Origin of the sequence: Nonomuraea sp. KM90 (assembly GCF_052246675.1) — a bacterium.
Lineage (GTDB): Bacteria > Actinomycetota > Actinomycetes > Streptosporangiales > Streptosporangiaceae > Nonomuraea.
Map to the genome: position 1 here is coordinate 1 of NZ_JBQQCB010000088.1, position 13,401 is coordinate 13,401.

Sequence of the window (13,401 nt, forward strand, 5' to 3'; positions counted from 1 at the left end):
CGATGTGCTCGCCCACCGCCTGTCCCTGCTCAGCCTGCACGCCGGGGCACTGGAGCTTCGTCCCGACGCCGCGCCCGAGGAGGTCGCCCGGGCCGCCGGGGTGATCCGCGACAGCGCGTACCGGGCGCTGGAGGATCTGCGCGAGGTCATCGGCATGCTCCGCGCCGGCCTCGACCGGTCCGAGGAGGGGCCGGAGCGGCCCCAGCCCACCCTGGCCGATCTTCCCGACCTGGTCGATCAGTCACGGCGCGCGGGCATGCGGGTGCTGCTCGACTGCCGGGTGGGGGAACCGGCGGCCGCGCCCGCGGCGATCGGGCGCGGCGCGTACCGGATCGTGCAGGAAGGACTGACCAATGCCCGCAAGCACGGCCGCGACGGCCAGGTGTCGGTGGCCGTCGGCGGGGCGGCGGGGGAGGGGCTGACGGTCGAGGTGCGCAACCCGGCCGGCGCCACCGCCGTCGCCGGCATCCCGGGCGGCGGCAGTGGCCTGATCGGCCTGGCCGAGCGGGCCGGCCTGGCCGGTGGACGGCTGGAGTACGGCCCGACCGCCGCGGGTGAGTTCCGGCTGTGGGCATGGCTGCCGTGGCCGAGGTGAACGCCGCGATCCGGGTTCTCATCGTGGATGACGACCCGCTGGTACGGGCCGGCCTGGCGATGATCATCGGCGGTTCGCCCGAGCTGAGCGTGGTGGGCGAGGCGGCCTGCGGAGCCGAGGTGCCCGCCGCGGTGGAGGCCTGCGCCCCGGACGTGGTGCTGATGGACATCCGCATGCCCGTGCTGGACGGCCTGGCCGCCACCGAGCTGCTGCGTGCCCGGCCCGACCCGCCCGAGGTCGTCGTGCTGACGACCTTCGACGCCGACGAGTACGTGCTGCGCGCCCTGCGCGCCGGGGCCAGCGGCTTCCTGCTCAAGCACACGCCGCCCGCCGAGATCCTGCGCGCGATCGTACGGGTGTCGGCCGGGGAGCCCATCTTGTCACCGACGGTGACCCGCCAGTTGATCGCCCACGTCGCCGACTCCGGCGCCGCCGCCCGGCGGCAGCACGCCGTACGCGTGCTGAGCCTGCTCAGCGAACGGGAACGGGAGGTGGCCGTCGCCGTGGGCCGGGGCAGGTCCAACGCCGAGATCAGTGGCGAGTTGTTCATGAGCATCGCGACCGTGAAGGCCCACATCTCGCGCATTCTCGACAAGCTCGACCTCAACAACCGCACCCAGATCGCCCTGCTCGCCCACGACGCCGGCCTGACCGGCTGAACCTCACCCCGGCGGCACCTGACCCGGCTGCCGGCCGTCTCGCCTCCCGGGCGCGTCAATCTGGCTGCAACCGCGTCGTTCTGCGGATCCGGACGGCCGAGCGTGTGGATCGCCAGGCTACGAGCGCGGTCGTCGCGTCCTGCGTCAACGCCGCTGCGGCTCCTGCTGGCGCCGGCCGCCTTGCACCTCCATCGCCATCGCGGACCGACTTCTCGCATCTGCGGGGCGATCATGGTTCACGTGGACCCCGGCGGGGCCGGCGGGCGCGTACCTACCGGGTGGGCGCGGTGCTGGAGGCGTGGGCGGCGACGCGGGAGTGGTGGCGGGATCGGGACCCGCCGTACGAGGCGCCGCTGGGAGGTATGGCACTACCGCGTTGAGGCTTCGTCGGGCCAAGGGCGTGGGGTCCTGACGTTGTCACTCGATGTGGCAAGGTCCCCTGGCAGTGCGCAGCAGCGGGAGATCTTCGCCCCCCGGGATGGCCACGACCCGTACGTGGCCGTGGCCGCCTACAGGACGGTTAGGTGGCCGTACCTGGACAGGGCTGCGGCCAGGTCGCCGGATTTGCCGCGGAGTGCGGCGTCGAGGAAGGCGACGGTGGCCGCTGCGGTGATTCGTGGCCCGGCGTTCCGACCGAGGGAGCCGACGAGCGTGGGCAGCGGCGGCAGGAAGAGCGGAGCGTCGGTGAAGGTGAGGTGTGCCGAACCGGGGATGGTGAGCCGGTAGCTCGTCGCTGTGCTGAGCTGGAGCACCCGCGTGAGGCGAGGGATGTAGTCCGGCTCCTCGCCCGGCTTCACGTCGTGGGTGAGCGCGAGCACGGGCTGGTTGAATGGTTGCGGTGCGGGGTCTCGCGGGAAGCCGTCCATGTCGATGACGGCTGCGAACCGGGGGTCCTGGCGGGCGGCCTGCAGGGCGGCGGCGCCCCCGAGGGAGTGGCCGGTCGCCGCGGCCCGGTGGATGTCGAGCCGCCCGGTCAGGAGGCCCGGGATTTCACCGCGGTCCAGGCGGCCGAGCTGGGTGAGGACGAAGCCGAGGTCGGCGGCCCTGACCGCCGTCCACCCGGCCGCGCGCCTGTCGTCCTCCGCCTGGTCGCCGGTGGACGCGACCCGGGTGCGGATCGTCTGGCCGTCGGCAAGGGTGACCACGGCGGAGTCGTACGGGTGGTCGAGGGCCGCCACGACGTAGCCGCGGCTGGCCAGTTCCTCGGCCCAGGCGGTGCTCTGGGTGCGCACGCCTCCGAGCCCGGGCGAGAACAGGACCACGGGGAACCGGCCGCCTCCAGCGGCCACTGGAGTATCAGGCACCGAGCGCGTGTGGGCGCGTGCGGCCTCGTCGAGAATGAAGCTCGGAAGGCCGAGGTAGTCGGCCTCGCCGCGGGCGACGAGCCGTGCCTCCTGCGGCGTACGGCCCAAGTACCACGCCCGCCGGGCGGCAGGATCGCGCTGCGCGGGATACCAGAGCTGGACGACGACCGTCCGCTTGTCATCGGTCCGGGAGGTGGCGGTTTCCGCTCGATCGGGGTCGGTCCACTGCACGACGGTGGTGCCGACGGCGTATGCGCCCGATGGCGTGGGGAACACGGGCCGGGGTAGCGCCCACGCCGCCGCCGCGCCCGCGAGAAGCAGAGCCAGACATGCCGCCGACCCCGGCAGGGCCAGCCACCACCGAGCCCGCCGTGCGGGCCGCCCGGCACGCCGCCTCAGCAGGCAGGGAGCGGCGAACGCAAGCGCGATGGCCCCGCCCGCGAGGACGGGTACGAGCTGCCAGCGGATCCCGAGCACGGCCAGCACGATCGCGGACACCGCGAGGGCAGCCGCACCAGCCCACGTCGAGGGTCGGCGCGCGCCGGGCGGCAGCCAGCGGGCCAGCACCAGCACGACGGCGGCGGCCAAGGCCAAGAGCTCTGGGAGGGTCAGGCCGAAAAATACGGTCACAGTCATGTTGATCACCGTGGCGGAGTGACCTCAGCCGGACAACGGCCCCAATGTGGAGAGTTGTGCGCGACCTTGGTATGACCTCTCACGACCGCTCTGCGACCGGGGTCGTAGGGCCGCGGCGATCGGCGATCGGCGAGACCGCCACCGACTTGTGTTCGAGCTGCACGCTCACTTGGGCCACCCTCCCGACGTACGAATCGGGGCAGAGCGCCTGAAGCCGCCGCTAACGTCGCGTCCGGAGCGAGGGGCATGCTCGCGTTACCCAGAGGCTACTTATTGTAGTTATTTGCTTACTTTCAGTAGTTGATGGGTAGAGAAGCAACCGAGGAGTACAGCGCCGAATCCGGCCAACCTCCCAAACCCCCCGAAGATCCCCCGCACATTGGAGGCATCATGCGTTCCCCCCGACGTCGCCGACTCACCATCCTGTTCGCCGCCGCGATCACCGCCACCGCGCCCAGCCTGACGGTCTCCGCTACGCCCGCTCAGGCCGACATCGAAGCATGCATGTCCTACCTGGAAGGCCAAGGCATCGCCACCGGCCCCATCGGCTGCGTGTTCGGCAGCAACGGCGACATCGAGGCGTGCAAGGGACTCATCGCCAGCTTCGCGCCCAACGATGTAGCAGAGGAAGCCTGCAACCGCGCCGCAGCAGCCTGACCGCTGCCGAATGGATGCTGGTGCCCGCTGGCGCCGGCATCCACCCCGGCACTCCCGATCACAATCCCCTGAGCAGCGGGTCAGGCGTAGGTGGAGCTGTTCGTCACCGCGCCCGCGTCCGTGGTCACCACGACGGCCACCGCGCCGGCGGCGTGCGCGGGGCTCTGCACTGGATGGTGGTGTCGTCCACCACCATCCAGGTCGGCGGCGGCGATGGTTTCCTGGCCTCGCGGTCAGACGCCGGCGCTCTCTGCACAGGAGGTGACCACCGGCCGAGGTCGTTCAGGCCGCCCGGATCATCGCTGCGCCGGCCGGCGGGTCACTCGTGCCGTCGTTGAAGCCCATGGTCGCGACAGCCAGGACGCCAGCCCGGCGGCCCTGGCCGGCGTCCGTTCGGTGAACAGCCTCCGGTCCAGCCGCACCCCGTCAGTTGAAGCATGCACCGCGCCCATGGCGCTGCGTCCTCCGGGTGTTGTTCCTCCGCCCGCAGGCGAGCGCCGCTGAGTCTGGCGGGCGTCCCTGGATGGTAGGGCTGACCTCACTGCGACAAGGGGGTGTACGGCAATGTGGCCGGGGCCGGCGACCGGGAGGCTGGGCCGTAGCTCTGGTCGTCCACAGGAGGTCCGATGTCCCCTGTTCTCCGTGCGCCACTCGGCCGGGTGATGCGGTGGCATCGGCCGCTGATGCTCATGGTCGCCTCGATGCTGCTCCTGGTGGTCGTCTCGGTGGCCGGGCTCGCGTTCGACGACCGGGTCCTGCTCGGTGCCCCCGTCTGGCTCAAGCCGTTCAAGTTCGCGGTGTCGATGGCCGTCTACGGCACCACCCTCGCCTGGATGTTGTCCCTGCCCCATCGGGGCAGGAGGTGGACCTCGGGACTGGCCACCGTCTTCGCCGTCGCCGGGTTCGTCGACACCGCCATCGTCGCCATCCAGGCCGCCCGTGGCACCTTCAGCCATTTCAACAAGTCCACCGCCTCCGCCGAGAGGGTCATGCAGGTCATCTTCGGCAACGGCGTGCTGTGCATCATGCTGGCCAACCTCGCGCTCGCCATCATCCTGGCCGTCCAGCGGGTGCACGCCGACCGCGCGATGAGCCGGGCGATCCACACCGGCCTCGGTCTGGCCGTCCTCGGCATGGCCCTGGGCTTCCTCATCCCGGCGCAGGGAACGGCGCAGACCGCGCTGACCACCGGCGGCGAGAGGGTCCTCCTGAGCAGCGGGCACAGCGTGGGCGTGCCCGACGGCGGGCCCGGCCTGCCGCTCACGCAGTGGAGCACCACCGGCGGCGACCTGCGGATCCCGCATTTCGTCGGGCTGCACGGCCTGCAGTTCATGCTGATCGCCGCCTTGCTGCTGGCCGCGCTGGCGGCGCGCCATCCCCTCCTGCGGGACGATCGCCTCCGCGCTCGCCTGATCGGCGTGGCGGCCACCAGCTACACCGGCCTGATCGCCCTGCTCATCTGGCAGGCCTTACGCGCCCAGCCCCTCATCCGCCCCGACGCTCTGACCCTGGCCGCCGCCGCCCTCTTGGCGGCTCTCACCACCCTGGCCGCCGTTGCCGTCCTGAAAGCCGGGCGGGTCTCCGACGGCAACCCGCCTGCGGCTCAACAGGCCAACCTCGACGGCGGCCGAGTGGGCTGACCCGCCGCATGGGGACCAGACCGGGTCACCCGGCGGTCCGGATGGGGACCGGGGCCGGGGTCACCCGGCCGCAGCGTGGAAAGCTGCGGGCAGATCAACGGACCCGTGGTCGTGGGGTGCACATCCTCCAGGTGCTGTACGCAGCCGTACTTTGCGATCCAGCGGGGAGGATCGCGCAGATATCTCAGGCCGAACGCGGCGTAGTACGCGGTGTCGGCCTGGTGGACGAGGTCCTGGCCATGCAGATGCATCTCGCTGGCGTCGACCCCGTCGTCGGGTCCTGCTGCATCCGGCCGGCGATGCGGATGACGCTGGTCCCCTGGGGCCCGGCCTCTCACTCACTGCGGGGGGCGCCTTGGCTGCATCCAGATACGTGACACCCGCGATGGGGTGACAGAGCAGGGGGTGGCCCCGAGCTTCGTCGAAGCGGACGCGCAGGTAGGCGTCGCAGAACCGATGATGGTGCCGGGTCAGCCCTCGAGCGCGATGCGGCCGAGCCGTTTCGCGGCGGGCTGCCCATAGCGGCGGCGTACATAGCGGGCGTGGTCGCGCTGTGCCCCCTGGTCGAACCGCTGGGGCCAGCGCTTGGCCGGAGGACGGGCCGGGACAGACCGGAGGGCGACCACGATGAAGCCGTCCTGGCGGGCGGTGAAGGCGACGGCCGGGCGACCGGCTGAACCAGGTGTGCCGCCAGAGCATGCGGCACCTGGTCACCAGCGACGCCAGGCAGCTCGACGCCTGGGACCGCAGTGAGCCGAACGCCCCCCATGTGTACGCGGTGTGCGCCGGCCACGCGACCCGATGCCGCAGGCGTCATCGGGCAGCAGTAATGCCCGGACCGGGCGATCGTCGAGCTCGGCGACGGTGGTACGGTCGGCCAGGCGGCACGGACCGGCTGATGGTCCGGAAAGGCGCGCAGGAACTCCGTGTGCCGGTTCCGGGCGGCTCGCGGGGTCGCCGCGTCGCCGAGCAGCGCGGCGATGGCGTCCCAGTCGCGGCCGTCGGCTCGGGCGGCCTGCAGCAGGCCCAGTTCATCGCGGTCGAGCCGGGCGCGGGCGGCGCCGAGCAGGGTGAGCGCGTCCGCGGCGTCGCCGGGCGCGGCCGGTGGGCCGGTGTGCCACCGCGCCCTTGTCGATCGGGGCATACACCCACGTCTCCATCGGGTGGCGATGGACGTGGTCGCCGTGGTGAGCGCGGCGGCACTGCGGCGCGCTGCCGAAACGCTCGCGGGTCAACGTGCGGCGGGATCGATGACCTCACTCCAGACAACCTCGGCGACGTCGTGCACAGGCGGCCACCCGCGCGACCACATGGTGGCGGCCGTACGTCAGGCGGCACGCCGACGGAAACGTCCCGCGGTCATCTGTCGCCTCTCGAGATCTGCAGTGGCAAGCGGACTTGCCCAGACGGTCAAACTTCGAATTCTTTTCTTCCTCAACATACATTCAACTACACCGGGTAATTAAATGACTACAGCAAGTCATCTAGTGAAGGAAGGGTCCATGCTCTCCCCGCTTACCCGTACCGCCGCCCTGCTGGCGGCAGCCGCGACATTGGGCACCGCCACCCCAGCGATCGCCCAAACCAACTCCATCAGCATCAATTCTGCCGCCGCTAAGGGCGGCAAGAACGCCGCCATCAACGTCACCTACACCTGCGACCAGAACCTGGAAAGTCCTTTCATCGCGGCAAGGCTCAAGTTCAGCTGGGGCAATGTGTATGGCAGGCTCGCCACGCTCACCTGCGACGGGCAGAGTCACACCACGGACGTATCCGTCTCCAGTAACTACAACACCATCAAACGAGGCGAAAAAGCAGAGGCCGGCGTTCAGCTTCAGCAGGGGTCCGTTCTTCCAGAAGTGGTGGTGTCGGACACCAAGCGCCTGACCCTTGGGTGAACCTCCCAGTTCCGGGAGTCCCTGAAGAGTCGAAGCCACCTCTCAGGAGGGGCGGCCCAGACGGCCTCATCGTCTCGCAGCGAGGCGACGGTCCGTTCGCGTTCCCATGGTGCGGAGGAATGGAAGGCGCTGAGAGCGCCGGAGAGTGGTTGGTTGTCTGCCGTATCCACCCGGGGAGGTGGCTCTCGCAAAGATGAGTGGCCGATTCCTCCAGCCGCCAGTTCGCCATGGCGCTCCAGACGCTCGGGGGAGTCACCGTCGCGGACGGTCAACAAGCGCTCTTGCTCATCGAGGTCACCCTGCCTCCACACCGAGGCCGCGTCATGCCGATGCGTCGATGATCCTGGAAAGGATCCAGCGAACGAATCGGGTGACCTCGCGCGGGTCGAGCTCGGCGGCGGGCAGGCATCGCTGGCGATCGAGGGCCGACTGGACCAGCTCATGACTCATGGCGGACACGCGGTGGAGCGCCCACTGTCCACCGTCGATCTTGGACACGAGTGTGCCCTCCGCTGCGAACCGCCAGGCACGACAGGCGTTGAGCACCGCGTACTCACCAGGCGCGCGTTCCGCGGCCCAGCGCAACTCGGACACCAGTTGGGCCACCACCAGGTCATGGGCGACGGGAGCGAACACTTCGGCGGGGGAGCGCCCGGGACCGACCAGGCGCCCGGCCCGGCGGCATACGGCAAAGTGCAGCACCAGGTCGGGGTCTCCCTCATGCCCATGACCATCGACGACCTTGGTGTCATCGGCAGCTGTCGTGACATGGAGCTCGAACGGCGGCTGTGCCGTGGGGTGCCGGGCGACCGGGAGGGTAACGACGCTCAGTTCCAGCCCCTGAGCAGGGCAAGGCAGGCGGTCGCCGCGTAGCCGTTCTGCGGCGGCTGCCTGCTCATCTGCCGTCATGGGACGCTCGCACACGACAATGACGTCGATGTCGCTGCGCCGCGCGTCGAAGCCGCCGAGCACTGCGGACCCATGGAGGTAGACGCCTGTCAGCCGCGAGCCGAGCACCGCCGCCATCGCGGATGCGACGTCACCGATGTAGTGGCCTGACAGAGAATCCATGATCGGACTATAGGAAAGCAGCCGCGAGGCCATGGGTGAGATGGGTGACACGAAGGGGTGTGAAAGTCGGGATCGGACATGATCGTGAAGCTACCGACAAGTTCGACGTCGCGGCTGCTCGCCCAGGCCGTGAGCTTCTCGCGGAGCAGCGGCCCAGATGGGCGTATCACCTTCCCAGGGTCGTCGTCCTTCTCCGGCCGAGAGCGGCGCGGCCCCGGGCAAGTCCAGGTCCTTGACGATCTCGGACGGGTGCAGGCGGTGAGGCTGGCCAGGTTCCCAGAAAGGGGAGTCGGCTTGAGCAGGATGCGGTTGAAAGTGCTGGTCTTGAGGTGGTTGAGGGCCGCAGCTCCTCCCGGCTCATCCTCCGTACCTGCTAGATCGAGAGGCGCGCGAAATCCGGCATGCGCGGATGATCCCATCGAGCGTGGCGGCTTGGGCCGAGGTGATCAGAAGCGGCGGCACCCCGAATGGCTGCTGCCCTGCGACAGGCCCTCGACCCGGACTGGGGATGCTGCCCGTTCATCGGCAACCTGGACATCGTGACCTGGAACGTCCAGACGGGCGAAGTCAGGGTGCACACTTCCGACGGAGCCCTGCACAACACCGGCTCGTACCCGCTGGACTGGCGGTGCGGGAGCGCGTGCATCGATGGCGGATGGGCCGCGATCGGAGTCGTGGACTCCTACAAACGCGCTCCCCGGGCGGGAGGGAGGCGGTCAGGCGTACGGCGGGGGCTTGTCAGGCTTGCCGGGTGCTGCCATGGCCGCGGCGGCGGGGTCCGGCGTTTGCAGGAGGGCGGTCAGGTGCCGATGAGGTGGTCCCCGCAGGGTCGTCATCAGGGCGGGGTTCGGGTGCGGGCGCTGGCCGATGGCGTCGCCGAGCAGAGCGATGCCCGGATTGCCGTCCCGGGCCAGGCGGCTCGTATCGGCGGATCGGCGGATCGTCGGCCGGCGGGCCCCCGGCGAGGCGGCGTCATGCTGAGTCTCGGGGAAGCCCTCGGGCCAGCGTGACCAGGCGGGGGGCCCGCCGAGGAGGACGCCGGTCGGCGGCGCGGCGTTCACCCGAGGCCAGGCGGTAGGGCACCAGCGTGACCATCACTCCGGAGATCAGCAGCAGCTGGTCCCGCAGCCGCGCGGCCAGCCGGTTGTGCAGCATCCGCTCCCACCAGTGGCCGGTCATGTATTCGACGATGTAGACGGTGACGATCTCGCCGTCGTGCCGGGCCAGTCGTTCGCGCACATGCTGCAGCACCGGGCCCACCGTGGTCCGGTACGGCGAGTCGATCAGTGTCAGCGGCACATCCGGGGCGTACCGCTCCCAGCCGTCCCGCAGTTCCCGGGTCATCTCCTCATCGGTGCACACGTGGACGGCCTCGAGGCTGGCCGGCCGGGTGGCGGCGGCGTAGGCGAGCGCCTGCAGAGCCGGGCTGCTCAGCCGGGACACCAGCACCATGGCGTGAGCGATGGCCGGGCGAACCGGGGGCGCGTCCGGTTCGGTCGCCTCCCGCACGTGGTCGTAGTGCCGCCGGATCGCCTTCATGAGCACGAACAGCGCCGGCATGGCGAGGCAGACGATCCACGCGCCGTTGAGGAACTTGGTGACCAGGACGATCACCAGCACCACGGCGGTCACCACCGCTCCGACCGCGTTGATCGCCTGGCGCCGCCGCACCTGCAGGGTGTACGGCCGGCCGAGGCGCTGCCAGTGCCGGACCATGCCTGCCTGGCTGAGTGTGAACGACACGAAGACGCCGATGATGTAAAGCTGGATCAGCCGGGAGGTGTTGGCGTCGAAGGCGACGAGCAGGATCGCCGCGGCCGTGGCGAGCAGCAGGATCGCGTTGCTGAAGACCAGTCGGTCTCCCCGCTTGTGAAGCTGCCGGGACAGGTAGGAGTCCGCGGACAGGATGGAGGCCAGCAGGGGGAACCCGTTGTACGCGGTGTTGGCGGCCATGATCAGGATTGCCGCGGTGGTGGCCTGGAGGTAGGCGTACAGGACGCCGCCGCCGAAGACGGCGTCGCCGATCTGGGCGAGCGCGGTCGGCTCGACGTAGTTCGCGGGCATCCCGGTGACCCGGCCAGGGTGATCGGGGTCGGTCATCCGTACGCCGGTGAACAGGGCCAGCGCGGTGATGCCGGAGAACATGGTGATCGACAGCACGCCCATGATCGCCAGGGTGTTCGCCGCGTTCTTGCTCTTGGGCGGCCGGAAGGCAGGCACGCCGTTGCTGACGGCCTCGACTCCCGTCAGTGCCGTGCACCCGGAGGCGAACGCCCGCAGCACCAGGAAGATCGCCACCACACCGGCGGGCTGGTAGAGCGGGTCGATGGCGAAGTCCGCGCTGATGGCGCGTGGCAGGTCGGCGGTGGCCAGCCGCCACGCCGCGACCAGGAACAGCAGGTAGATGCCGGCGATGAAGGCGTAGGTGGGCACGGCGAAGCCGCGCCCGGACTCCCGGGTGCCGCGCAGGTTGATCAGGGTGAGTATCGCGATGCAGGCCACGCTCAGCGCGGCCGACCAGCGTTCCAGCGCGGGTAGATAGGAGGTGATGGCGTCGACTCCGGCGGCGACGGAGACGGCTACCGTCAGCACGTAGTCGACCAGCAGCGCGCTCGCCGCGACCAGGCTGGCGTTGGTGCCGAGGTTCTCCCGGCTGACGACGTACGCTCCGCCTCCGTTGGGGTAGGCGTAGCAGGTCTGCCGGTAGGACACGATGATGATGACCAGCATGGCCACGATGGCCGCCCCGATCCACCCCGTGACGTGCAGCAGGGCGAGCCCGCCCAGGGTGAGGGCCATGATGATCTGCTCGGTCGCGTACGCCACCGATGAGATGGGGTCGCTGCAGAAGACGGGCAACGCCAGCCGCTTGGGCAGGAGCTGTGTGGCAAGGCTCCCGGTCGGCAGCGGGCGGCCGATCAGGACCCGCTTCGCCCACTCCTTCACGGGCCGGCGGTCACACGCATCACCGCCTCCTTTCGATCACTGACTGTAATCGAGGTGGCAGCGGTGCACCGCCTCGACATGCGGCGATCCGTCATCGAGGTGGCCGGCTGAGCAGGGCGCGGCCGTTGGCGTGCAAGGTGGTCGGCGGTCGGATCGCCTGCGGCGACGTGTTCGACGTGCACCAGCAGCCGCCGCAACAGTGCGCGGTTGGCGATCGGGCCGGGTCAGGTGTGTGCGTCCGCCTGCGGCGCGAGGGCGTGCACGAGCTCATCGCCGCCCCCGGCCTGCCGGCAGCTGTCGCACGCCGCAGCATCCCGCCTGTCGGCGGGTCAGCGCCGCCGCGCTCGCTCCATGTCTCGCACACAAACAGCGGGTCGGTCGGCGGCAGGGTTTCGCCGCCAGAACGGTGAACGGCTGGTGCGGGAGCGGCGAAAAGAGTCCCACGTGCACCGTATCCGGATCGCCCGCTTTTAGTGGACAAATCAAGAAATAAATCGGCTTTGAATGGAATGACACCATTTCTCATTGGAGTCGCCGTCGAGGGTGGCGCATGTTTCAGGGCCGGCTTTTCCTGGGTACCCCTGACTCGATATGCCTATTCGGTGGCCGACGGAAATGTCCATCGCATAATCATGAGGATCCCGGTGATTGCTCGTCACAGAACAGCGCATTCGCGCGGGTGGGCAGGCCGACGCGCATCATGGTGGACCATTTCGCCGAGGTCCACCGGTGGTGCGGGCGTTCGTCCGGTCCCGCCGCAGGAAACGGGGGCCACCCGGGTCGCCGCCATGCTGGGGCCGGCCTTTGTGGCGGCGATCGCGTACGTCGACCCCGGGAACGTGGCCACCAACCTCACCGCAGGTGCGACGCTGGGCTACACGCTGGTGTGGGTCGTCGTGGCGGCCAGTCTCGTCGCGATCCTGGTGCAGTTCCAGGCGGCGAAACTCGGTATGGCGACCGGGGAGAGCCTGCCGAGCCTGTGCCGTCGGCGCTTCACCCGGGCAGGCCGTCTCATGCTGTGGTTGCAGGCCGAGGTCGTCGTGCTCGCGACCGATCTCGCCGAGTTCGTGGGTGCGGCCATCGGCATGCACCTGCTGTTCGGGATGCCGGTGGCGGTGTCGGCGCTGTCCACGGCCGTGGTGTCGCTCGCGCTGCTGGAACTGCGGCGCAAGGGGCGCACTCGCCCGTTCGAGCTCATGAGTGCCGCGGCGCTCATGTTCGTCGGCGCGGGCATCGGCTACGACATCGTCGTCACGGGCAACCAGTCGGTGAGCGGCCTGGCCGCCGGGCTGATCCCGAGCCTTGGCGGTGAGGGAGCGCTGCTGCTGGCCATGGGCATCGTCGGCGCCACGGTCATGCCCCACGCGGTCTACCTGCACTCGGCCCTGGTGCAGGGGCGCGGCATGACGACCGAGGCGGTCCGCCGCCAGCCCGTCCTCGTCCGCCGGATTCTGCGCCTGGACTGCTCGCTCGCCCTGGGCGTGGCCACGGTCATCAACGTGTCGATGATCGCCCTCGGCGCCGGGCTCGGCGCCGCGACCGGCGGTGGGTGGACCGGCGATCTGGAGGCCGCCCATGCGGAGCTGGGCGCCCGGATCGGTGGAGCCGCCGCCCTCGCCTTCGCTGTCGCGCTGCTGTCGTCGGGGATCTCCTCCTCCGGGATCGGAACCCTCGCCGGCGACATCGTGATGAGGGGTTTCCTCGGCCGGCGGGTGCCGGTGCGCGTGCGCCGGATCGTGACCATGACGCCGGCGGTTCTTGCCCTGTTCTCCGGCGCTTCCCTGACCGACCTGCTGGTTCTGAGTCAGGTGGTCATCTCCCTCGGCGTGTCCGTGGTGCTGTTCCTGCTCGTCTCTTTCTGTCGTGATCGTTCGCTGATGGGTGAGCTGGTCAACGCCCCGCACACGACCTGGATCGCGGGTACGGCCGCAGTGATCGTCGCGGCCCTGGGCTGCTCGTTGCCGGTTTTCCTGCTGTTGTGAGCTGTGAACGGGA

The 13,401-nt window shown here is 70.0% G+C and carries 10 protein-coding genes; 6 read left to right on the plus strand and 4 right to left on the minus strand.

Going from position 1 to position 13,401, the window contains the following annotated elements:
• A partial coding sequence (locus ACTWPW_RS46145) for a sensor histidine kinase (RefSeq protein ID WP_443172475.1) occupies positions 1 to 595 on the plus strand: 595 nt, incomplete at its 5' end.
• On the plus strand, positions 574 to 1,254 hold the full coding sequence (locus ACTWPW_RS46150) for a response regulator (protein ID WP_443172476.1): 681 nt from the start codon (positions 574 to 576) through the stop codon (positions 1,252 to 1,254). The genes ACTWPW_RS46145 and ACTWPW_RS46150, both read left to right, overlap by 22 nt.
• A 509-nt stretch (positions 1,255 to 1,763) precedes the next feature.
• On the opposite strand, the gene ACTWPW_RS46155 is transcribed toward ACTWPW_RS46150, so the two are convergent.
• Positions 1,764 to 3,194, minus strand: a complete 1,431-nt coding sequence (locus ACTWPW_RS46155; RefSeq protein ID WP_443172477.1) for an alpha/beta hydrolase family protein — start codon at positions 3,192 to 3,194, stop codon at positions 1,764 to 1,766.
• Positions 3,195 to 3,584: 390 nt separating this feature from the next.
• On the opposite strand from ACTWPW_RS46155, the gene ACTWPW_RS46160 reads away from it, so the two are divergent.
• Together ACTWPW_RS46160 and ACTWPW_RS46165 are read left to right on the plus strand one after the other, a co-directional pair.
• Positions 3,585 to 3,851 carry a hypothetical protein gene (locus ACTWPW_RS46160; protein WP_443172478.1) on the plus strand — a complete coding sequence of 89 codons (267 nt, stop codon included), beginning with the start codon at positions 3,585 to 3,587 and terminating at the stop codon, positions 3,849 to 3,851.
• 626 nt (positions 3,852 to 4,477) lie between these two features.
• Positions 4,478 to 5,491 (plus strand): hypothetical protein, encoded by a 1,014-nt coding sequence (locus tag ACTWPW_RS46165; RefSeq protein WP_443172479.1) that lies wholly within the window; start codon positions 4,478 to 4,480, stop codon positions 5,489 to 5,491.
• Positions 5,492 to 5,961: 470 nt separating this feature from the next.
• Here the strand turns inward: ACTWPW_RS46165 and ACTWPW_RS46170 are convergent, their stop codons facing one another.
• Positions 5,962 to 6,117, minus strand: coding sequence for a hypothetical protein (locus tag ACTWPW_RS46170; protein ID WP_443172480.1), 156 nt, complete (start codon positions 6,115 to 6,117; stop codon positions 5,962 to 5,964).
• An 876-nt stretch (positions 6,118 to 6,993) separates the two neighbouring features.
• On the opposite strand from ACTWPW_RS46170, the gene ACTWPW_RS46175 reads away from it, so the two are divergent.
• Positions 6,994 to 7,389, plus strand: coding sequence for a hypothetical protein (locus tag ACTWPW_RS46175; RefSeq protein ID WP_375117435.1), 396 nt, complete (start codon positions 6,994 to 6,996; stop codon positions 7,387 to 7,389).
• 321 nt (positions 7,390 to 7,710) lie between these two features.
• On the opposite strand, the gene ACTWPW_RS46180 is transcribed toward ACTWPW_RS46175, so the two are convergent.
• Both ACTWPW_RS46180 and ACTWPW_RS46185 read right to left on the minus strand, forming a co-directional pair.
• Complete coding sequence (locus ACTWPW_RS46180; RefSeq protein WP_443172481.1) at positions 7,711 to 8,460, minus strand: aminoglycoside adenylyltransferase domain-containing protein; 750 nt, start codon at positions 8,458 to 8,460, stop codon at positions 7,711 to 7,713.
• 972 nt (positions 8,461 to 9,432) lie between these two features.
• Complete coding sequence (locus tag ACTWPW_RS46185) at positions 9,433 to 11,406, minus strand: APC family permease (protein ID WP_443172482.1); 1,974 nt, start codon at positions 11,404 to 11,406, stop codon at positions 9,433 to 9,435.
• A gap of 788 nt (positions 11,407 to 12,194) precedes the next feature.
• Here ACTWPW_RS46185 and ACTWPW_RS46190 point away from each other — a divergent pair.
• Positions 12,195 to 13,388, plus strand: a complete 1,194-nt coding sequence (locus ACTWPW_RS46190; RefSeq protein WP_443172483.1) for an Nramp family divalent metal transporter — start codon at positions 12,195 to 12,197, stop codon at positions 13,386 to 13,388.
• Positions 13,389 to 13,401: the final 13 nt, after the last annotated feature.

Coding starts and splice junctions, on each gene's coding strand:
- ACTWPW_RS46165 (WP_443172479.1), top strand. CDS start 4,478: ATGTCCCCTGTTCTCCGTGCGCCACTCGGCCGGGTGATGCGGTGGCAT.
- ACTWPW_RS46175 (WP_375117435.1), top strand. CDS start 6,994: ATGCTCTCCCCGCTTACCCGTACCGCCGCCCTGCTGGCGGCAGCCGCG.
- ACTWPW_RS46160 (WP_443172478.1), top strand. CDS start 3,585: ATGCGTTCCCCCCGACGTCGCCGACTCACCATCCTGTTCGCCGCCGCG.
- ACTWPW_RS46190 (WP_443172483.1), top strand. CDS start 12,195: ATGCTGGGGCCGGCCTTTGTGGCGGCGATCGCGTACGTCGACCCCGGG.
- ACTWPW_RS46180 (WP_443172481.1), bottom strand. CDS start 8,460: ATGGATTCTCTGTCAGGCCACTACATCGGTGACGTCGCATCCGCGATG.
- ACTWPW_RS46150 (WP_443172476.1), top strand. CDS start 574: ATGGCTGCCGTGGCCGAGGTGAACGCCGCGATCCGGGTTCTCATCGTG.
- ACTWPW_RS46155 (WP_443172477.1), bottom strand. CDS start 3,194: ATGACTGTGACCGTATTTTTCGGCCTGACCCTCCCAGAGCTCTTGGCC.